The following is a 21,649-nucleotide window of genomic DNA, read 5'->3' on the forward strand; positions in this document are numbered from 1 at the left end:
AAATGGGACGAGAAACCAAAATTCGGTTTCTCGTCCCATTTACTTGTACAGAGGCTAGTTATGTCACAGCCTCTTTTTTATGCTACTAACGCTGATTTTAAATCTGGGTTGATGCTATGTCGGGACACCTATTTGCACGTTGAACGAAATAAGGACGCCCTTGCGTTTTAGCGCGACGCCACCAAATAAGCTTAACCCCTGTTCATCATGACGATGAGCAGCGACATTAGCGTGAAGACGGCCAATAGCTCAGTTTGCGCGATAGCCAGCCACCAGCGAGCCAATAGGGGCATTTAAACGTACTAGCCAGTGGCTGGTTTCTAACCTAAAGCCGACCTGATTTGTCCGTTAGCTTGAGTAATTGGCAGGCAGTGTTAGCCAGGTTAACCGTAAAAACTTAAAAAACGTAAAAAATCGGTCTTTTCTTCGGAATCTTAATTTGAATAGCTGAGTTTACTTAAGAAAATTAAGTAAAACATAAATGATACCGTCATCATTAAATTAATATTAGAATATTATGACAAAACGAATTAGCAGATTTCGAAAGTCTATGTTATATTTTATGACATACCGTAGCGGTAGAATGAATTAGGAGGTCACCACATGAAGAAATGGCAAGTTGCAGTTGTCATGTTGTTAGCAGCCGTTGGGAGTTGGTTCACGTTAAATGCCAATGCTCAAGCGAAAACTTACACCATTGCGACGGATACCACGTTTGCCCCATTTGAGTTTCAGGCTAAGGGTGGTACATATAAAGGGATTGATATCGATATTTTAAAGGCGATTGCCAAAAAAGAGCATATCAATTATAAGTTAAAAGCGATCAGTTTTGGGGCCGCCGTACAGCAACTTAGTGCCAACCAAGTGGATGGGGTCATCGCCGGGATGAACATCACGCCCGAACGGAAAAAGACCTTCGACTTTTCAAATGCTTACTATACGTCTGGGGTCGTCATGGCCGTGGCCAAAGATAGTAAAATCAAGAACTTTAGTCAGTTAAAAGGTAAGACCGTGGCTTTAAAGACCGGGACTGCCGGGGCTACTTATGCCAAATCGATTCAAAGTAAATATGGGTTTAAAATTAAGTATTTCAATGATTCAAACAACATGTATAATGATGTCAAAGTCGGTAACTCAGCCGCCTGTTTTGAAGATTATCCTGTCATGTCTTACGGGATTAAAAATGGGATTGCACTGAAGATCGTTTCTAAGCAATATGAAGCCGGTGACTATGGCTTTGCCGTTAAGAAGGGCAAGAATGCCGCTTTATTGAAGAAATTCAATGCCGGCTTGAAAGCCATCAAAGCGGATGGCACTTACAAAAAGATTGTCGACAAATATTTACATTCCAGTGAATCATCCTTAACTGGTGAAACAGCTAGCAGTCGGACATTTGTTGGCTTGTTCACCCAAAACCTAAGCACCATTGGTAGTGGGTTGTGGATGACCTTGGAATTAACGATTATTTCAATTATTTTAGCCACGATTATGGGGCTAGTCCTCGGGGTCTTAGGCGTTATGCCTGGGAAGTTAGGCCCAGCAATTTCAAGTACGATCATCTATATTTTCCGGGGGATGCCATTAATGGTGTTGGCCTTCTTCATTTATATTGGGTTCCCAGATTTGATAGGGCATGGGTTTAAGATTCCCGCCTTTGTTGCCGGGATGATTACCTTGATGCTGAATGAAGGGGCGTATACCGGGGCCTTTGTTAAAGGTGGGTTCCAAGCCGTTGATGATGGTCAAATGGAAGCGGCTCGCTCATTAGGGCTACCATATTGGACGGCGATGCGCAAAGTTATTATGCCGCAAGGGATTCGGATCATGATTCCATCATTTATCAACCAATTCATCATCACGTTGAAGGATACGTCGATCTTGTCAGTTATTGGGATCGTTGAATTGACCCAAACTGGGACGTTGATTATTGCCCGGAACTTTGAAGGGTTCAAGATTTGGTTAATGATTGCGATTATTTACTTGATCATCATTACCTTATTAACGTGGTTGTCTAATTGGGTCCAAAAGAAGATTAACTAGTTAGCATTCATCTCGTAATGGCCTAGTAGGAAGTTAATATAGAGATAGGTCGTTTAAAAGCGTATCAGTCAGTACAATCATGAAAGGAAATATGTAAGCTTTCTAGATGTCACAATCAAGTCTGATTGCCGACATTGCTCTATATATTGCATAGTAGGTTCAACTAGTATGGCGAAAGTGGTTGTTAAAGATTTACACAAAAGCTATGGCGATAATGAAGTCTTAAAGGGATTAAACCTTGAAGTTGAAGACAACGAAGTCGTTTGTATGATTGGCCCATCCGGGTCAGGGAAGAGTACTTTTTTACGGTGCTTGAATGATTTGGAAGTCCCAACTAAAGGCCAAATCGTAATCAGTGGTTATGACTTGTCAGATAAAGGGACTAATATTAACTTGGTTCGCGAAAATATCGGGATGGTCTTTCAACATTTTAACTTATTTCCACATCTCTCGGTCTTACAAAATATTACCTTGGCACCAGTGCAGTTAGGCAAAGAATCCAAGGCCGAAGCTGAAAAGACCGCGCGGCACTTGTTAGATACGGTTGGTTTGGCGGATAAAGCCGATGCCATGCCAAAATCTTTATCTGGTGGGCAAAAGCAACGGGTCGCCATTGCGCGGGCCTTAGCGATGAAACCAAAGATTATGTTGTTTGATGAACCCACCTCAGCGTTAGATCCTGAAATGGTCGGCGATGTTTTGGACGTTATGAAGAAGTTGGCCGCGGATGGGATGACGATGGTTGTCGTGACCCATGAAATGGGCTTTGCTAAAGAAGTGGCTGACCGGGTCGTCTTTATGGCCGATGGCTTGATTCAAGAAACCGGTAAACCAGAAGATGTTTTTGAACATCCGAAGAGTCCACGGCTGCAAGACTTCTTAAACAAAGTCATTAATGTCTAAGGCGATTCAAATTCGACCGGCGACAGCGTGGGATGACTTTGAGGCGATTGCGACCCTGTATTTAACCGTTTGGCGAGCAGCCTATCAAGACCAACTTTCGGCGGCTAGTTTGGCTGCATTAACGCCAGCCATGTGGCAACCGGCTAAACGTTGGCACTACATGCAACTAGCGGTCACGACTGACCAACAGTTGGTAGGGGTCTGTACGGCTGGCCCAGCCCGGTTACCGAGTTGGCAGGGACAAAGTGAAATTTATTCACTGTATGTCTTGCCGGCCTATCAGCAGCAACGCGTGGGGTACCGGTTGTTACAAGCGGCCTTAGCAACACTACCAGCGGACGTACCAGTTAAACTGGCGGTTTTAACACAAAATAGTGTGGCACGCCGGTTTTATGAACGTGCAGGGTTCACCTTGACTGGTCAAACTAAAACCGATACGTTACCAACTGGTGAGTGTTTACACGAGCAAATTTATCAATTAAACGCATAAGAAAAGTCGTTCACATCAATGATGGTGTGAACGACTTTTTTACGGTTGTGGTAATTTATCATGTGCGTGTAACGTATAGTTGCTTTCACCAAAAGTCACATTATAACCACTTTCGGGGAGCCGCGTGCGGGCCCGATTAGTTGGCTTTTGCCAGTGGTCTAAAATCGCTGCAATGCAAAGGCACAATGGTTCAGTGGCTTCATCGGTAATGGCGAGTTCAAAGGCTTCGCCATTGGTTGTGACCACGGGTCGCATGGTCATCACGAGTTCAGTGCCGTGATAAATTCGGTAATTTTCAGTACTTAGGCTGCCCATGACGATCCAACGTAATTTGCGGACGTAGATCATTTCATGCCAAAAACCTAGAGTTTTACTAATTGAGCCAACATTTTGCCGATTGTAATATAACTCAAACTTCGGTAAGAGCCCGAGTGAGGTTTGTTTCACTTCGGCAAGTAGTTCCCCTTGGATCGCATATAAACTCAGTGCATCTTGTCGTCGCCCCCAGCGGCCGACGAGCAAGTAGTGTGACTGGTCATGTGCGTCACGCACGATTCGCGCGCCCTTGGCGAAACTATTGCGGCTGAAATATAGTTTGCGCATTGCCAACCCCCGTTTCCCGATAACCTATTGCTTGGCGAGTACTTCTAAAATGGCTTTGCCGACGCCGTCATTAACGTTAGTATCAGTTAAATGATTGGCTAACTGTTTGACTTCGACGGTGGCGTTGCCCATCGCATAGCTGGTACCGGCTAATTTTAGCATTGAAACGTCATTGTTGTTATCGCCAATGGCCATCACATCACTCATCGGGGTATTTAACATATTGGCATAACGTTCAACGGCGATCCCTTTTTGGGCGTTAACGTTGTTGATTTCAATGTTAGACCGTGATGATGAGGTAATCTTGATCGATGAATGCTTGGCTAATAATTCATCCGATAATGGTTGTAATTTCTTTGGACCTTCTTGACTAAAGGCGATGATCTTCATGACATGTTTTTTCGGATCATCTAGTAGTTCGTTATAGTTATCAACATAATTAATATCCATTAATTCTAAACGCGCCGATGCTAAGGAAATCGCGATCTTAAAGGACGTGTCTGGATTTAAGTTAGTTAATAAGTACGCGATTTCTTCAATCCGTTTGACTTTATTATTGGAGTACACCCCGTCATTACCGACGACTTCAAAGTAGTAGCCTTGTGCAGTGAGGGTGTGGAAAATCGCGCGCGAAACGGTTTTTGTAATGGGGACCATGTCGAGCATCTTGCCAGAAGCATCATAGACTTCGGCCCCGTTCAACGTAATCAGTGGTGCCGTAATCCCTTGAGCCGCAATTAATGGTTGGGCTTCCGAGTAACGCCGACCGGTCGAGACGATGAAGTGGACGCCTTGCTGTTGGGCTTTGAGAATGGCTTTGGCGTTAAAGTCTGAAACGGTCATTTCATTGTTTAATAACGTGCCATCCATGTCAGAAGCAATAATCGAAATCATCTTGTCACATCCTTAGTTGTCTTAATTAAGACTATTTTACCATGTTTAGGGGCTAATTCAGAATTATTATCATTACTGGTTTTGAGTATGCTACAATAAATCAAGAGGTGTTAAGGATGAAAGCGTTTATTCATACTGATTGGTGGGACGTGCTGGAACCAGAATTTGAAAAGCCGTATTACCAACAATTACATGAGTTTTTAAAATCTGAATATCGGACGAAAAATATTCATCCCGATATGTATCATATTTTTCAGGCCTTTGAATGGACGCCGTTTGCTGATACGAAGGTTGTCATTTTAGGTCAAGATCCATACCATGGTCCTAATCAAGCGCACGGACTGAGCTTTTCCGTGCTGCCAGGTGTACAAGTACCGCCATCGTTAGTCAATATTTATAAAGAACTACAAGACGATGTGGGTTGTACACCGGTCAATCATGGGTACTTAGAGGCTTGGGCCAAGCAAGGGGTCTTGCTGTTGAACTCAGTGCTAACCGTCCAAAATGGCGTGGCTTTTTCGCATGCTGGTCGGGGCTGGGAACAGCTGACTGATGTTGCGATTCAACGGCTATCAGAACGGCCAACGCCGGTCGTCTTTATTTTGTGGGGCAAAGCGGCCCGGTCCAAGATTAAGTTGATCGATACGCAGACCAATGTGGTGTTACAATCGCCACATCCGAGTCCGTTGTCAGCTTACCGTGGGTTCTTTGGCTCTAAACCGTTCTCTAAGACGAACGAAGCATTAGTCGCATTGGGTGAACAACCGATCAACTGGCAACTTCCTGAACACGTCCAACGCGAAAATTAATTATTTTACTGGAGGTCATCTCATGGATTTATTTGCATCATTGGCACAAAAGATTACTGGCAAGCATCAAACCATTGTTTTTCCCGAAGGTACCGAACCCCGCATTGTCGGCGCTGCTGCACGGTTAGCCGCCGATGGGTTAGTAAACCCCATCATTTTAGGGGCTGCTGACCAAGTTAAGGCGGTTGCGGCTGACTTAAATGCAGATTTAACCGGGGTACAAGTTTTAGATCCCGCCACATATCCGGCTGCTGACAAGCAAGCCATGTTAGATGCGCTAGTAGAACGTCGTAAGGGTAAGAATACGCCTGAACAAGCGGCACAAATGTTGCTTGATGAAAACTACTTTGGCACGATGCTCGTTTATATGGGTCAAGCCGATGGGATGGTTTCTGGGGCAGTTCATCCAACGGGTGATACTGTGCGGCCAGCGTTACAAATCATTAAAACCAAGCCTGGGTCACATCGAATCAGTGGTGCTTTTATCATGCAAAAAGGTGACGAACGTTATGTCTTTGCAGACTGTGCCATCAACATTGACCCAGATGCTGATACGTTAGCTGAAATTGCGACGCAAAGTGCGCATACGGCTAAAGTTTTTGATATCGATCCTAAAGTGGCCATGTTGAGCTTTTCAACTAAAGGCTCAGCTAAAGGTGAGATGGTCACTAAGATCCAAGAAGCGACGGCTAAAGCACAAGCAGCAGCACCAGAACTAGCAATTGATGGTGAACTCCAATTTGATGCGGCCTTTGTGGAAAAAGTTGGCTTGCAAAAAGCCCCAGGTTCCGCAGTTGCCGGCCATGCCAATGTCTTTGTCTTCCCAGAATTGCAATCTGGGAACATCGGCTACAAGATTGCCCAACGTTTCGGTGGGTTTGAAGCCGTCGGGCCAATCTTGCAAGGCTTGAACAAGCCAGTCTCTGATTTGTCACGTGGGGCTAGTGAAGAAGATGTTTATAAAGTGGCCATTATCACAGCGGCCCAAGGGTTAGAAGCCTAATTAGTTTGTTAAGCGGGGGAAACTTCAGAGCTTGTACTTTGAAGTTTCCGTCGTTTTTTTTATAATGAAGTGAGTTCAATTAAATAGAGGATGTGGACACACAGTATGGAAGCAATGACAGTCACATCACCGGCACAAACCATGGCACTTGGGGCCCGACTTGGGGCATTAGTGCAACCCGGTGATTTAATTTTATTAGATGGGGACTTAGGCGCCGGTAAGACGACGTTTACGAAGGGATTGGCGAAACGTTTAGGCATTGATGCCAATGTAAAGAGCCCGACCTTTACGTTAGTCCGAGAATACCACCAAGGACGGTTGCCGTTGTATCACATGGATGTGTACCGGCTAGAAGATGGCGGTGCTGAAGATTTAGGATTAGATGAATACTTTGATGGCGATGGTGTCAGTGTGGTCGAATGGTCTGAGTTCATTAGTGAGTTACTCCCAGCAACGTATTTACGGATTGCTTTGAGTCGTTCGGATACCCAAGACGATACCCGCACGATCACCTTAACGGCCCACGGTGACCACTATCAAAAGCTGGTTGACCAATTAGAGGAGTGACCAAGCATGGCAGCGGAAGTAGTCGATGTGCGTCCGGCGGAACCCGCCGATGCCGCACAGTTATTAGCATTATTGCGTCAGTTGGCGACCGAATCCAATACCTTTACGGTGGATGACGGCTTGGGAGAATTCAGTGAAGCTGATGAGCGCGCGCAAATCGAACAGATCACCCGCACCACGACGAATACGATTTTTGTGGCCGCGCTAGGGGCTGAGTTGATTGGTGTCGGCACGGTTCAAGCGACAGATGCCTTGGTACCTGAACGTGGTGAAGTTGGCGTAGCCGTGCTTAAATCCTACTGGGGCAACGGTCTAGGGAGTGCCTTGGTTGAAGAATTAATGGCATGGGCTCAAGATTTTAGCACGTTGAAGACGCTTTTTTTGACGGTGCAAACGCGTAATGATCGAGCAGTGAAGTTATACCAGCATTTGGGATTTACGACGGTTACTGCGCAACCATATTTGGTTGTGGATCCAACTGGTGCGCAAGTGCCGGCAATTGATATGACGTTAACGGTTTAAAAAAGTGACGTCTCGCGGTTATTGACCGCTCAGACGTCACTTTTTTTCGTCAGGTTGTAACCGATTACTAGCCTTGGACCCGGACGAATGGTTTTAAGCGTTCGGCACCAAATTGATTGGCTTCGTGAATCAAGATATTGGCACAAGCTAAACTATCATCAAGTGCATTATGATGATGTTCGAGTTCAATATCTAAGGCCCGACACATTGTATCTAGTTTGTAATTAGGCAATTCGGGAAAGAATTGTTTACTCGTTTTGACCGTATCCATTGATAAGTATTCTGGGGCACTCATACCGTAGTGGGCAAGAGTTTGCCGCAGGACACTCGTGTCAAAGGGCGCATTGTGGGCAATGACGAGGCGGTCACGTTGGAAAAATGGGGCAATATGGGCCCAGACAGCTGGAAATTTTGGTGCCGTCGCCACATCTTCGGCGTGAATGCCATGGATTTGGACGTTTCGCCAAAAAAAGTCGCCTTCTGGTTTGATCAAGGTATAAAATTCATCAACGACTTGACTATCACGGACAATCGTTAAGGCTAATGAACACGCGCTATCGCGTTTCGCATTAGCCGTTTCAAAGTCCATTGCAACAAAGTTCAATCAATTCAACTCATTTCTATGACAAAAGTAGGTATGCTCATCATACCGAGGTTGGTGGCCGGATTCAAGCGGCTTGCTCGGTGTTAAAGGCGAATATCTAGTTCAACCGGGCAGTGGTCAGAGCCGGTAACGGTCGTTAAAATACGGGCGTTGATCAAACGGTCGACCAAACGATTTGAGGTGATGAAGTAATCGATTCGCCAACCAGAGTTGTTTGCCCGGGCTTGGCCGCGATAACTCCACCAAGAATAGATCTCAGTTTGGTCGGGATAAAAGTGGCGGAACGTATCGGTGTAGCCACTTGCCAACAATGTGTTGAACTTAGTCCGTTCTTCATCCGTAAAGCCAGCGCTTTGATGATTGCTGCGCCAGTTCTTTAAATCAATATTTTCATGGGCCACATTTAAATCACCACAGAAGATAACGGGCTTGTTGGCGTTTAAGCCATTAACGTAAGCCAAAAAAGCATCTTCCCAAGTTTGGCGGTAGTCGAGCCGTTTGAGTTCACCGCCTGAATTAGGGGTGTAACAGGTGATAAAATAGTAATCAGGGTATTCAAGCGTGATGACGCGGCCTTCAGTATCATGTTCCGGGACACCAATACCGTAAGTCACGGCTAATGGTTTGTGCTTGGTAAAAATCGCTGTCCCCGAATAGCCTTTACGTTCGGCATAATTCCAATATTGATAGTAGCCGGGAAAGTCGATGTCGATTTGACCAGCTTGTAGTTTGGTTTCTTGAATACCGACAAAGTCAGCGTCGAAGTTGGCAAAGGCATCTTCAAAGCCATGTTTAACAGCGGCTCGTAAGCCGTTGACGTTCCACGAGATAAATTTCATTAAATAGCAACGCCTTTCTCTTTCTAGTGAGGTTTTTGAAATGATTTTAATAAATTAATTGTACCGCATTCAGCGGTTGAAAACGGAGGAATCGACATGTTAAAAATTGGGGTTCTAGGCTTAGGTAATATTGCACAGAAGGCTTATTTACCAGTGATGGCGGCGATGCAGGATCAATATGAGTTTCATTTAACGACGCGTAATCCTGACAAACGGGACCAATTAGCGCGTCAATACGGGTTTACACATACCCATGCCAGCTTGGATGACTTGCTAGCTGAAAAGCCCGCGGCGGTCTTTGTTCACACCCCAACGGCGACTCATGCTAGTATTATCAAACAATTGTTATTAGCTGATGTGAATGTCTATGTGGACAAACCAGTGTCAACTGATTTGAATGAAGTCCAAAGTTTATATGATTTAGCGGCGGCACGGCATTTATTGTTAACATGTGGGTTTAATCGCCGCTTTGCCCCATTGAATCAGCAATTAAAAGCACTGCCTGACAAGCGGATGATCACGGCCGAAAAAGTTCGTGAAACCGGTGGTCAAGATATTGAAACGGCGGTGTTTGACTTGATGATCCATACCGTCGATACGGGCTTATTCTTGTTAGATGAACCGTTAGTGTCAACGAGTGGGCGGATTGTGCCAACCGCTGACGATAAACTCGGCCAAGGGTATTTTATGGCCCAAACGGCGCATGAACAATTATCAGTGGTGACTAATATGTTTGGCGGCGTGAACTTGGAACAAGCAACGGTTCAAACCACGACGCAGCGCGCAACGGTGAATGATTTAAGTACGATAACCACCGCCAAAACCGCGCAAACGCAAACCGCGGCCTTTCCAGATTGGGAACCAACGCTAGAAAAACGTGGCTTTGCCCCATTGATTCGTGCCTTTTTAAGTGCCGTTGCGACGCATGGTCCTAATCCAATTGACCCGACTTCAGCAATTACGAGTCACGCGGTGTGTCGTCATTTATTAAGCGACTAAAAAGTGCTATTATTAATCAATGGACTGGCCATTGTGACAAAGTGAATTAGTGGGCGTAACGGCTGTCTGCCGGCCTGACTTAAGCTCAGTTCAGTCCACGCTAAATCGAAATTTGAAAGGAACCTCAACTTATGACGCAAGATGTGTTGGCGACTTTTCCAGCCATTGAAATTAAAAAAGATGAATCCCTAAGTCATTATACGAATACAAAAACTGGGGGACCGGCCGATTATGTCGCGTTTCCTAAATCTATTAGTGAAACGAAAACGTTAATTGAATATGCGGATGCCCAACAAATGCCATTGACGGTCATTGGTAATGCCAGTAACTTAATCGTCAAAGATGGTGGCATTCGGGGATTGACGTTGATTTTAACCAAGATGAATCAAATCCACACGAGTGAAACTAAGGTTGTCGCTGAAGCTGGGGCGGCATTGATCGATGCGACTAAGGCCGCTTGCAAGGCGAGCTTGACTGGCTTAGAATTTGCGGCAGGGATTCCTGGTAGTGTTGGTGGGGCCATCTTTATGAATGCTGGTGCTTATGGTGGCGAAATCAGCGAAGTTGTTGAAGAAGTCACCGTTTTAACGGCCGATGGGCAATTGAAGACCCTATCCAATGAAGCTTTAGACTTTGGTTATCGGCACAGTACGGTGCAAGATTATCATGATACCGTGGTTTCAGCGACGTTTAATCTGAAACCAGGTGAACAACCTAAAATTCAAGCACGGATGGATGAATTGAACTTCTTACGTGCGTCGAAACAACCACTAGAATGGCCATCGTGTGGAAGTGTCTTTAAGCGACCAACAGGCTACTTTACTGGTAAACTAATCCATGATGCCGGGCTACAAGGGACACGCATGGGTGGCGCTGAAGTGTCGAAGAAACACGCCGGGTTTATTATTAATGTTGATCATGCAACCGCGACTGATTACATGGATATGATCCATCATATTCAAACGGTCGTTTTTGAAAAGTTTGGGGTCCATCTCGAAACCGAAGTTCGGATTATCGGGGAAGATGCCTAATTAATTGAACAAAGGAGGCAACACTGTTAAATGCCAATTATTGAATTAGTTATTTTATTGGCATGTTTGGTGCTGCTATCGAATGTGTTAAGCCACTATCTAGTCGCAATCCCGGTCAGTTTGATTCAAGTCGGGCTGGGTCTAGGAGTGGCTTTATTATTAAATGTACAAGTTGAATTGCAGACAGATTGGTTCATGCTAGTCTTCATTGCACCGATGCTGTACAACGATGGCAGACAATTTCCAAAACGTGAATTGTGGGAACTACGTGGGGCGATTTTTGCAAACGCCATTGTGTTGGTTTTTATTACCACGATTTTAGGTGGATTTTTAATACATGTCTTGATACCAGCAATTCCATTAGCGGTCAGTATTGCACTGGCGGCCATTTTATCACCAACCGATCCAGTGGCGGTGCAATCGATTTCTGAAGGGGTCAAACTCCCAAAAGAAATCTTGCACTTGGTCAGTGGCGAAAGCTTGATCAATGATGCCAGTGGGCTGATTGGGTTTAAGTATGCTTTAGCAGCGGCCGTAACGGGGTCATTTGCATTGGGCAAAGCCATCGGCGATTTCTTCTATATTAGTTTAGTTGGCTTGGCGGTGGGCTTGGCTTTAATGACCTTGATTCAATTGATCCGTGACGTCTTACGGCGCGAGGGCATTAACGACACCGTCTTTAACGTCGTATTACAAATCCTAACGCCTTTTGCCATTTATTTTATCGCCGAAGAATGGTTCCATGCTTCGGGTGTGGTCGCCGTGGTGGCAGCCGGGGTCTTAGGCCATGTGCAAAACTCGCATGAGGTTGAAGATGCGCCAGAATTGCGTTTAGTGACTGAAAAAGTTTGGAATATTATTGTGTACTTATTAAACGGGATCGTCTTTTTGATTTTGGGTATTGAATTGCCAGTCGCCACTAAAGCGACGATTGAAGGCAATCATACGAATACCTTTCATGCAATTTTTGATGTCTTGATCGTTTGGGGCATCTTGCTATTGATTCGGGTGGCTTGGACGTATGGCTACATGTTGATCATTTGGTTGAAGGATCATCAAAAGACGCGGCCAAGTCTACGTATCGCGGCCTTATCCGGGTTGTCCGGTGTCCGCGGGGCCATTACGATGGCGGGGGTCTTTACGATTCCAACGGTAATTGCCAGTGGCTCAGCGTTTCCGGAACGGTCGTTAGTGCTGTTTATTGCTGCCGGCGTCATTATTGTGAGTCTAGTTGCCGCAGCCGGTATCTTGCCATTAATGGCGGCTAAATCACTACCATTCGTGACCCGGGGGTCTAGTTTAGATGAGGATGACGCCGTGATTGCTGCTGGGGCGGATGATGAGTCGGCACCAGCCGGTGATAGTGATGCGCCACAACAAATCAACTACAAACAAGCCCGGATTTATATTTTAAGATTAGCCATCCAAAATATCGAAGAACATCGGCGGCCGGAAAATCAACGTGCGGCCTATGATTTGATTTTGGATCAACAATTCCAAATTCGGCGATTAGAAGTGGCGTCACAAACTGAAGATGAGCTTCAACCGATGCTGACAGATGAGATGCAACTGCGGTTGGTCGCCTTGGCGGGGGAACGTCAAGCTGTCCAACAAATGTTGACCGATCACGAAGTGTCAAGATTGGGTGCGCAAAATTACCTGCGGCGGATTGAACAGCGGGAACAACGGTTATCACAGGCTGCCCATAAACCGGGGTTGCCGACGTTGCGTTCGTTACGATTAATGTTTAATCGGGGCATGCAAGGTTTACGCTTATGGTTAGCACCGGCTGATAGTGATAAATTACGAGCGGAACAGTTAACGATTCAGCGCGTGGCTTCAAAAGCCGCCATCAAGTCGTTGTCTCAATATTTGAAACAGGCCAGCGTTGATGAACAACAATTCGATCGCCAGGCGTTGTATCATTTGATTGTGCATTACCGGAATCGGATAGAAAGTGCCAAACCAGGGCATAGTATTTCACGTGCCGACTATGAACGCCAAATACAAGGACTACGCATTAAAAGTTTAGGGGCTGAACGAGCTGGCGTCCAACACTTGCTAGAGAGTGGTCAAATCAGCTTACGCACGGCTGCTAGGTTGCGTCAGTTTATTAATTATTCGGAAAATCTGTTAATGCTAAACGACGGGGAAGCGGACGAGGAATAATTGATTTACTTATTGCAAAGTAATAGTTCTCGGTTATAATAATGTTAGAATAGTATTTATAGTGAACAATTAGGACTTGCAATTAATTGTGAGTTTTAGACGGGATTAAATTGGTTTTAAACCATGCGGGGGGATATACCATGACAGAAAAAGAAATTCATGAACAATTCGTTGAAACTTATATGCATATTTTGAAATATATTGGAGACTTTGTATCAGTGCCAACCCGGCCATATAAGATTACGTTTGAAGCTTATATTGTGATGCGGATGATTGCAACGAGTGATGAACCCTTGACGTTGGTTAAAATTGCCAATGCCCAACGTGTTTCACGGAGTGCGATTGCGCGACAAATCAATGTGTTACTCGATTTGAAGTATATTGATCAAACGACGAATACAAGCGATCGGCGAATTAAGTACTTGTCATTGACCCCCACTGGTCTAAAAGTTGAACAAGCCATCAATGAGGCGTCTGAAAAACGGTTCCACCAATGGTTACAAGTTTATGGGGAACAACGGGCGGACGATACGTTACGCTATATTACCGATGCAGAAAAGAAAGCGACGGCTTTAGGCTTTAGCGGTTTCAGTGGTCTCCACGATAAGCGCAGTTCGCATGCGAGTTATAGTGACCCTGAATTCCGAGTTTAATTGCTGCAATCAACATAAATCAGAAAAACTAGGATACGCGTGTAGTCGTATATCCTAGTTTTTTTTGTTTAGCAGTTAGTAAATTGACTGTATCAACACTAAGCGGTCAGTAGCGTATCGAAAAACTGATAAAGAAAGTTTAATGTGGCTGTCACATTAAATCAGTTATAATAATGCCAAGGGAGGGTACCCATATGAAAACAATGGTAAAAGGGTTAGTCGTGACGAGTTTGGTAACGGCAGGACTGTTGACCGGTGTTACGACGACGTCAACGCTGGCTTCAGCAGCGACCATCAAGACGCCCTATACGGCATTAAAGACGAAATCGGCGACCGTTACGACCAATGGCAAGTATGCCTTGTATACGAAGCCTGGAACGGTTAAAGGTGCCAAGTTAGTGGTTTCCAAAGCCAAAATGAAAACTTTTGGAACGTTTACGAAAACTGATGTTGCTAATGTCAACAGTAATTCAGCGGCCAAGTATCGCGGTTCAGCCTATTATTTATATGCCTATGGCTACAAGGTCACCAATACCGGCTCGGTTTATTATCGAGTGGTAACGATGAACGGTAAATACCGTGGCTATGTCTATGGTGGTAAAGCAATTGGCAAGTTTGCTGGTGGTATCAAGCAAACTGCGACTACCACCAAAGCGACCGTCCCAACGAGTTTGAGCGGGACCGTTGGTATTGAAATGGCTGGTGTCATGTGGAATGTGGCGCCATATACCAAATATCCAACTAAGCAATTAGGTAAGATGACGGCAATGAATTCAACCACGATTCCGCATCTAGCGCAGTTTAAAATTACTGGTGCGGTTACGCGTAATCGTGAACAGGACGTTTATTATCACCTTGTTTCAACGGATAATTATCAGTTGAATGGGTGGGTATCCAGAAATTCTGTGGCAACTTACGATGATGTCTTAGCTAATTGGGGCGTCACGACTAATAATTGAAAAACACTTGCAAACTAAATTAAAAATAGCAAGCAAACCATCATTATCGGTTTGCTTGCTATTTTTGTGTTGTCGTCGCGGCAGCTAGTGTAAAGCGCCAGACGAGATAAATCAAAAGCTGTAAGGCCCACATGATCAAGACGAAAGCGAACATCTTAGCTGACCACATGTTGATTAATTGTTTAATAATGTATTGCGGGGTAATGAGTAAGTAAATCGAATGGAGACGTAAGAAACGGCCCACGTATACCCCGATACTAGCAAATAGCAATAAAACGGCACTAATTAGGCTGCGACCAAATGGCAGCTTGTTTAAATGACACCGACGTTGAAGCTCACCGGCGATTTGGTCGACACTAAAAGTTCCCACAATTACAGATACCATCGTTGGTCCCACTAAGTAAGCAAAGTCACGCCACATTGGTAAGTCAAACCGAAGTAAGCCGTTGATACCATACGGTTTCAATAAGCTTAAATGGAACAAATCGGTCATTAAGTACGGTGCGTTGGGATAAAATAACACCCACAGAATCGCCAACAACCAAAACATAATGGCATTGCGCCGGCTGGTTAGCCAAAAGCTCAATTCAATCGGAATGTAAGCTAAAACGGTATTCAGCAGTAAAAATGAAAACGAACCGTGAATCGAAAGCGCTGCGAAGCCGATAAATGCCCAATAAATCAGGCGAAGCAGCCAGCGCTGTAAACTAGTCATTTGATCACCACACTTTCACCATTATTTTACCAGAAATATTATGTAATCTATATTAAATAACCATAACCTTAATATTTATTCAATTTCCAAAGGAATTTAAGCACTTCCACGGAAATCCCTCAACGCGCGCAAGCCTGCGTGCTATAATGTGAAAGTAAAACATTTTCATAAGGAGGGGGAGCATGACTTTCAATTGGACCGATTGGTTGACCTTGACTAACTTGGTACGACTACTAGATATTTTAGTTGTTTGGTTTGTCATTTATGAATTGATCGTGTTACTGCGGGGCACCAAAGCCGTACAACTGTTTCGGGGCATTATTGTCATTGCTGTCGTTAAAATCGTCAGTGTTGTCATTGGCCTAGACACCGTGTCATGGATCATGGACCAAATTATCAATTGGGCCGTGATTGCGATGGTCATCATTTTCCAACCAGAAATTCGGCGTGGGCTTGAACATTTGGGCCGTGGGTCGATGTTTGTGCGCGGTAAGCGCCAAAATGAAGACGAAGAGCGCATGATTGCCGAGCTGGATAAGGCCATTCAATATATGGCCAAACGCCGGATTGGGGCGCTAATGTCGATTAAGATGGACACAGGCTTGGAAGATTATATTGAAACCGGGATTCCGTTGAATGCGGATATCACGGGTGAATTATTAATCAATATTTTCATTCCCAACACCCCGTTACATGATGGGGCCGTCATCATTCAAGATAATCAAATTAAAGTTGCGGCGGCGTATCTACCGCTATCTGAGAGTAATTTGATTCCTAAAGAACTCGGTACACGTCATCGTGCGGCCGTTGGAATCAGTGAAGTGACGGATGCCTTAACAATCGTCATTTCTGAAGAAACTGGTGAGGTTTCGATTACGAAAGATAACGAACTGATGCGCGGGATGACCCAGGAAAACTATTTACGTTATTTCCGGCAAGTTTTACTCACGCCAGAAGATCAATCGCACCAAAATGCCATTCAAAGTTGGTTTGGGCGGATCTTTGGAGGGGGGCCGCGTAAATGAAAAAATTTATGAACAGTAATTGGTCGTTGCGCTTACTCGCCTTATTATGTGCGTTGGCTTTATTTGCCTATGTTAATTCAAATAAATTGAGTCATACGAGTAGTATCTTAACGAGTAGTAATTCAACAACGACTAATTCTAATCGCACGGTCTCAATCAGTGCGCCATTGGAGTTAAACGTCAATAGTACCAAGTACTTTGTGACCGGCTATCCGGAAAATATTAAAGTCAAGATTACCGGTCCAGCGGCGTTAGTGACGACGACAGCGAATACGCAGAATTTTAAAGTCTATGCGAATTTGTCTGGTTTATCGGTCGGCAAACACAGTGTTAAAGTGCAAGTCGATGGGTTGAACAAAGAGCTAAGTTATTCGTTGAATCAAAAATATATTCACATCAATATTCAACCACGGCGAACCGCCAATTATAAAGTTAGCGCCGATTTCAATCAGACTAACGTGGCGTCGGGGTATGAAGTCGGGACGCCACGGCTAGGGACGTCTTCGGTCAAAGTGACGGGGGCCGTCAATGAGGTTAGCAAAGTCGCGAAGGTCGTAGCAGTGGTTAATACCGATAAGAATTTAACCAAGTCGGTTAACCAACAAGCGATGATCGAAGCCTTAGATGCGAATGGCCAGACGTTAAACGTGGTCTTGACACCATCGACGACTTCCGTGTATATTCCGATTAAACAAGCAACGTCGAAAAAGAAGGTCGCAGTCGATCTAAAGGCCAGCGGCAAGACTGAGGCGGATACGAGTTATTCATTTTCAACGGATACGAAATCGGTCACGGTCACTGGTACTAAAGCGGCGTTAGCGAAGTTAAGCAAGTTGCCAGTCGATGTTGATGTCACGAATGTGACGAAGTCAACGACGAAGACTGTTGATGTTTCAACGAATGATGAAGATGGTGTGGCTTCAGTTAGTCCAACATCGATTAAGGTAAAAATTACAGTTAAAAGTAACTGAAAATTTGAAATGAGGTAAAGAAACGATGAAATATTTTGGTACTGATGGTGTGCGTGGCATTGCCAACTCTGGATTAACCCCCGAATTAGCATTTCGTTTAGGCCGGGCCGGTGGTTACGTCTTGACGGAACATGCTGAAAACAAAGACGCTCAACCACGTGTTTTAGTGGCTCGCGATACGCGGATCTCTGGTCAAATGCTAGAAGAAGCTTTGATTGCCGGGTTATTGTCAGCTGGGATTGAAGTCTTACGTTTAGGTGTCATTACCACGCCTGGGGTCGCTTATTTGGTTCGGATTCAAGATGCCGATGCTGGGGTCATGATTTCGGCTTCACATAACCCAGTTGAAGATAACGGGATCAAATTCTTCGGTGGCGACGGCTTCAAGTTGTCAGATGCCAAAGAAGAAGAAATCGAAGCTTTACTTGAAAAGGCAACCGATGACTTACCACGGCCAGCAGCTGAAGGCTTAGGGACGGTTGCCGACTTCCCAGAAGGTAACTTAAAGTATTCTCAATTCTTGGAACAAACGATTCCAGATGATTTAAGTGGGATTCATTTGGCTGTCGATGGTGCCAATGGTTCAACCAGCAACTTAGTATCACGGATCTTCGCTGACTTAAACGTGGACTTTGATACGATGGCAACTGCCCCTGATGGCTTGAATATCAATAAGGGCGTGGGTTCGACCCATCCAGAAGCCTTATCAAAATTCGTCGTTGAAAAGGGTGCCCAAGTTGGGTTAGCCTTTGATGGTGACGGTGACCGCTGTATCGCAGTTGATGAACTAGGTCACGTTATCGACGGTGACAAGATCATGTACATCTGTGGGAAGTTCTTAGCCGAACGCGGCAAGCTTAAAAAAGACACCGTCGTAACCACGGTCATGAGTAATATCGGGCTATACAAAGCATTGGAAGCAGCTGGCTTACACAGTGAACAAACCCAAGTTGGGGACCGTTATGTGGTTGAAGAAATGTTAAAAGACGGCTTCAACCTTGGTGGTGAACAATCTGGTCACGTGGTCTTTTTAGACTTTAATACGACTGGTGACGGGATGTTAACTGGGATTCAATTATTGCACGTCATGAAAGAAACTGGTAAGAAGTTATCTGAATTAGCGGATGAAGTCACTACTTATCCACAAAAATTAGTTAACGTTAAGGTTCAAGACAAGAAGGCTGCGTTAGATAACGACCAAATTAAGGCGGTTATTAGCGAAGTTGAAACTGAAATGGCCGGTGACGGTCGGGTCTTGGTACGCCCTTCAGGGACCCAAGATTTACTCCGGGTCATGGCAGAAGCCAAGACTGATGAATTGGTTAATGCTTATGTTGACCGGATCGTGGATGTTGTCCGGAGTGAAGTTGGGGTTGACTAGTTAAGAGTGTGCGCGCGGACGGGTTGCTGGTGAGCATTGCCTAGCTAAGATAATGATGTGGTGGTTTTCCACATTGTTATCTTAGCGTAGCAAGCGGAACCGGCAGTCCAAGCAAACACGTTTCGGCTCGCTAGTAGCCGAAACTAAATTCACCAACTAACCAATCGAACCAAAAAACATCACAAAAACAAGTTAGTTTTATCAAAAAGCACGTCAATCCATGGATTGACGTGCTTTTTGAATTGGTATATGCATAAAATGACGTGTACCAATGATAATTCTTATTGACATTTTACGGTTGCAACGTTAAAGTAATACTGTTTCTAGGAAATATACCAATCGGAGGTTAATCTAGACCAATTGTTAATTGGTTAAATCGGAATAGCGCCAAGACTTTAGATTCTAAAGTTGACGAGGATGATGTTTATCGACAATCGACGGGTGACATCAGGGACTGCACTCTAAAGGTCAATTACAAAAACTAGTCGTGAGATTAGTGACAGATATATTGACCACGCAGCTAGAAACAATTCAAAATGCAAAGGAAGATATAACTTATGTGTGGAATTGTTGGTGTTACTGGGAAAGATAGTGCTGTATCAATCTTATTAAATGGTTTGGAAAAATTGGAATACCGTGGCTATGATTCAGCTGGTATTTATGTAAATGACCAAAACGGTCAAGACTATTTGGTTAAAGAAAAAGGTCGGATCGACGACTTGCGTAAAGAAGTGGGCGCTAATGTGCACGGGACGACCGGGATTGGTCATACCCGTTGGGCCACTCATGGTGAACCAAGTGTTGCTAACGCGCATCCACAAGTTTCAGCGGATGGTCGTTTCTACTTGGTCCACAATGGGGTCATCGAAAACTTCCAAGATTTAAAAGCTGACTATTTAAGTGATGTTGAATTTACATCACAAACCGATACCGAAGTCATCGTCCAATTGGTTGACCGGTTTGTGACTAAGGAAGGCTTAGATACGTTAGCTGCCTTCCGGAAGACATTGAGCTTATTAGGGCATTCATCATACGGGTTCTTGTTGATGGATAAAACTGACCCTGACACGTTATATGTTGCTAAAAATAAGAGCCCATTATTGATTGGGGTCGGCGACGGCTTCAACGTTGTTTGCTCAGACAGTTTAGCAATGTTAGACCAAACCAAAGATTTCTTGGAACTTCATGATGGTGAAATCGTTGTGGTTAAGCCTAACGAAATCAAAATTACCGATCAACAAGGTAATGCGGTACAATGCGATACGTTCCATGTCGATATCGATGCCGCGCAAGCTGATAAGGGGACTTATCCCTTCTACATGTTAAAAGAAATCGATGAACAACCTAACGTGATGCGGAAATTATCACAAGTTTACTTAAACGATGCCGGTAACCCAGTGATCAATACTGATTTATTGGACGCCTTAAAGGCTGCTGACCGGTTGTATATCGTGGCAGCTGGGACGAGTTACCATGCTGGTTTGGTTGGGGCTAAGTTATTTGAATCTTTAGCTAATGTGCCAACCGAAGTGCACGTTTCATCTGAATTTGCTTATAACCAGCCATTGTTATCAGCAAAGCCATTCTTTATCTTCTTAACGCAATCTGGTGAAACCGCTGATAGCCGTGAAGTGTTGTTGAATGTGAACGAACAAAATTTCCCAAGTTTGACGATTACAAACGTGCCAAACTCAACGTTATCACGGGAAGCGACTTACACGTTGTTATTGCATGCCGGTCCTGAAATCGCGGTGGCCTCAACCAAAGCTTATACGGCCCAAATCGCGTTACAAGCGATCTTAGCCAAAGCTCTAGGTCAAGCCGATCATCAAGTTGCCGCTGACGACTTTGATGTTAAGAACCAATTGGCCTTAGTTGCTAATGGGATGCAAGCACTAGTTGATGAGAAGGCTACCTTTGATCAATTGGCTCAAGCCGATTTATTGCATACGCCAAACACGTTCTACATTGGTCGTGGGTTAGACTATGCCGTTTCCTTGGAAACCGCATTGAAGTTGAAAGAAATTTCATATGTACAGGCTGAAGGGTTTGCTTCTGGGGAATTAAAGCATGGGACGATTGCGTTAATTGAAAAAGACACGCCAGTTATCGGGATTATTACGCAAGCCAATACGGCTGGTTTGACACGGTCAAACTTACAAGAAGTTGCGGCGCGGGGTGCCAAGACGATTACGATCGTTACGGATAGCTTAGCTAAACCAGATGATACGATCGTCTTACCAACCGTTGACGAACGGATGACGGCCTTGTTAAGTGTCGTGCCTGGTCAATTATTGGCTTACTACACGAGTTTAAATAAAGGCTTAGATGTTGATAAGCCACGTAACTTAGCTAAGAGTGTCACGGTTGAATAATGCTTAAAGTCTAATGACTGTTGGTGTGGGCACAGTGGTTAGTTAAAGATTTGGAATCATCGTGAATAGCGATGGTTCCTTTTTTAGTGCATAATAG

21 protein-coding genes are annotated in these 21,649 nt (G+C 44.6%); 16 read left to right on the forward strand and 5 right to left on the reverse strand.

Annotated features, from left to right (window positions below; genetic code table 11):
• Positions 1-603 precede the first annotated feature (603 nt).
• From FFM75_RS12755 to FFM75_RS12765, 3 genes are all read left to right on the forward strand, one after another.
• Complete coding sequence (locus FFM75_RS12755) at positions 604-2,040, forward strand: amino acid ABC transporter substrate-binding protein/permease (protein ID WP_137629550.1); 1,437 nt, start codon at positions 604-606, stop codon at positions 2,038-2,040.
• A 168-nt stretch (positions 2,041-2,208) separates the two neighbouring features.
• Entirely contained in the window at positions 2,209-2,943 is a 735-nt protein-coding gene (locus FFM75_RS12760; RefSeq protein ID WP_137629551.1) for an amino acid ABC transporter ATP-binding protein, read from the forward strand.
• The gene (locus tag FFM75_RS12765; RefSeq protein WP_137629552.1) at positions 2,936-3,433 is read left to right on the forward strand and encodes a GNAT family N-acetyltransferase; all 498 of its coding nucleotides are present in this window, start codon (positions 2,936-2,938) and stop codon (positions 3,431-3,433) included. Before FFM75_RS12760 ends, FFM75_RS12765 begins: the two co-directional genes overlap by 8 nt.
• 39 nt (positions 3,434-3,472) lie before the next feature.
• On the opposite strand, the gene FFM75_RS12770 is transcribed toward FFM75_RS12765, so the two are convergent.
• Entirely contained in the window at positions 3,473-4,036 is a 564-nt protein-coding gene (locus FFM75_RS12770; protein ID WP_137629553.1) for an LURP-one-related/scramblase family protein, read from the reverse strand.
• Positions 4,037-4,060: 24 nt separating this feature from the next.
• Positions 4,061-4,930: a Cof-type HAD-IIB family hydrolase gene (locus tag FFM75_RS12775; RefSeq protein WP_137629554.1), complete on the reverse strand. Its 870-nt coding sequence runs from the start codon at positions 4,928-4,930 to the stop codon at positions 4,061-4,063.
• Positions 4,931-5,046: 116 nt separating this feature from the next.
• Here FFM75_RS12775 and FFM75_RS12780 point away from each other — a divergent pair, with 116 nt between their 5' ends.
• The 4 genes from FFM75_RS12780 to FFM75_RS12795 all read left to right on the forward strand — a co-directional run bounded on the left by FFM75_RS12780 (position 5,047) and on the right by FFM75_RS12795 (position 7,831).
• Positions 5,047-5,739 (forward strand): uracil-DNA glycosylase, encoded by a 693-nt coding sequence (locus tag FFM75_RS12780; protein ID WP_137629555.1) that lies wholly within the window; start codon positions 5,047-5,049, stop codon positions 5,737-5,739.
• Positions 5,740-5,761: 22 nt separating this feature from the next.
• Positions 5,762-6,742 (forward strand): phosphate acetyltransferase, encoded by a 981-nt coding sequence (gene pta / locus FFM75_RS12785; RefSeq protein WP_137629556.1) that lies wholly within the window; start codon positions 5,762-5,764, stop codon positions 6,740-6,742.
• Positions 6,743-6,847: 105 nt separating this feature from the next.
• Positions 6,848-7,309, forward strand: a complete 462-nt coding sequence (gene tsaE / locus FFM75_RS12790; protein WP_137629557.1) for a tRNA (adenosine(37)-N6)-threonylcarbamoyltransferase complex ATPase subunit type 1 TsaE — start codon at positions 6,848-6,850, stop codon at positions 7,307-7,309.
• A gap of 6 nt (positions 7,310-7,315) precedes the next feature.
• The gene (locus FFM75_RS12795) at positions 7,316-7,831 is read left to right on the forward strand and encodes a GNAT family N-acetyltransferase (RefSeq protein WP_137629558.1); all 516 of its coding nucleotides are present in this window, start codon (positions 7,316-7,318) and stop codon (positions 7,829-7,831) included.
• A gap of 67 nt (positions 7,832-7,898) precedes the next feature.
• Here the strand turns inward: FFM75_RS12795 and FFM75_RS12800 are convergent, their stop codons facing one another.
• Positions 7,899-8,435 carry a 3'-5' exonuclease gene (locus FFM75_RS12800; protein WP_137629559.1) on the reverse strand — a complete coding sequence of 179 codons (537 nt, stop codon included), beginning with the start codon at positions 8,433-8,435 and terminating at the stop codon, positions 7,899-7,901.
• 83 nt (positions 8,436-8,518) lie between these two features.
• On the reverse strand, positions 8,519-9,274 hold the full coding sequence (locus tag FFM75_RS12805; RefSeq protein WP_137629560.1) for an exodeoxyribonuclease III: 756 nt from the start codon (positions 9,272-9,274) through the stop codon (positions 8,519-8,521).
• A gap of 96 nt (positions 9,275-9,370) precedes the next feature.
• Between FFM75_RS12805 and FFM75_RS12810 the strand changes: the two genes are divergently transcribed.
• The 5 genes from FFM75_RS12810 (at position 9,371) to FFM75_RS12830 (ending at position 15,085) form a co-directional block, all read left to right on the forward strand.
• On the forward strand, positions 9,371-10,273 hold the full coding sequence (locus FFM75_RS12810) for a Gfo/Idh/MocA family protein (protein WP_137629561.1): 903 nt from the start codon (positions 9,371-9,373) through the stop codon (positions 10,271-10,273).
• Between the two features lie 131 nt (positions 10,274-10,404).
• Positions 10,405-11,304, forward strand: coding sequence for a UDP-N-acetylmuramate dehydrogenase (gene murB, locus FFM75_RS12815; protein ID WP_137629562.1), 900 nt, complete (start codon positions 10,405-10,407; stop codon positions 11,302-11,304).
• 30 nt (positions 11,305-11,334) lie between these two features.
• Entirely contained in the window at positions 11,335-13,473 is a 2,139-nt protein-coding gene (locus FFM75_RS12820) for a cation:proton antiporter (RefSeq protein ID WP_137629563.1), read from the forward strand.
• Between the two features lie 140 nt (positions 13,474-13,613).
• Positions 13,614-14,126, forward strand: a complete 513-nt coding sequence (locus tag FFM75_RS12825; RefSeq protein ID WP_137629564.1) for a MarR family transcriptional regulator — start codon at positions 13,614-13,616, stop codon at positions 14,124-14,126.
• 194 nt (positions 14,127-14,320) lie between these two features.
• On the forward strand, positions 14,321-15,085 hold the full coding sequence (locus FFM75_RS12830) for a hypothetical protein (RefSeq protein ID WP_137629565.1): 765 nt from the start codon (positions 14,321-14,323) through the stop codon (positions 15,083-15,085).
• A 58-nt stretch (positions 15,086-15,143) separates the two neighbouring features.
• Here the strand turns inward: FFM75_RS12830 and FFM75_RS12835 are convergent, their stop codons facing one another.
• Positions 15,144-15,800, reverse strand: a complete 657-nt coding sequence (locus FFM75_RS12835; protein ID WP_137629566.1) for a DUF1361 domain-containing protein — start codon at positions 15,798-15,800, stop codon at positions 15,144-15,146.
• 182 nt (positions 15,801-15,982) lie between these two features.
• Between FFM75_RS12835 and cdaA the strand changes: the two genes are divergently transcribed.
• The 4 genes from cdaA (at position 15,983) to glmS (ending at position 21,552) form a co-directional block, all read left to right on the forward strand.
• Complete coding sequence (gene cdaA / locus FFM75_RS12840) at positions 15,983-16,825, forward strand: diadenylate cyclase CdaA (RefSeq protein ID WP_137629567.1); 843 nt, start codon at positions 15,983-15,985, stop codon at positions 16,823-16,825.
• A complete protein-coding gene (locus FFM75_RS12845; protein WP_137629568.1) occupies positions 16,822-17,796 on the forward strand; it encodes a CdaR family protein in 975 nt (324 codons plus the stop codon). Before cdaA ends, FFM75_RS12845 begins: the two co-directional genes overlap by 4 nt.
• Positions 17,797-17,821: 25 nt before the next feature.
• A complete protein-coding gene (gene glmM / locus FFM75_RS12850) occupies positions 17,822-19,177 on the forward strand; it encodes a phosphoglucosamine mutase (RefSeq protein WP_137629569.1) in 1,356 nt (451 codons plus the stop codon).
• A gap of 557 nt (positions 19,178-19,734) precedes the next feature.
• On the forward strand, positions 19,735-21,552 hold the full coding sequence (gene glmS, locus FFM75_RS12855; protein ID WP_137629570.1) for a glutamine--fructose-6-phosphate transaminase (isomerizing): 1,818 nt from the start codon (positions 19,735-19,737) through the stop codon (positions 21,550-21,552).
• The last annotated feature ends 97 nt before the right edge of the window (positions 21,553-21,649 follow it).

Source organism: Lactiplantibacillus daowaiensis, assembly GCF_005405085.1.
GTDB lineage: Bacteria > Bacillota > Bacilli > Lactobacillales > Lactobacillaceae > Lactiplantibacillus > Lactiplantibacillus daowaiensis.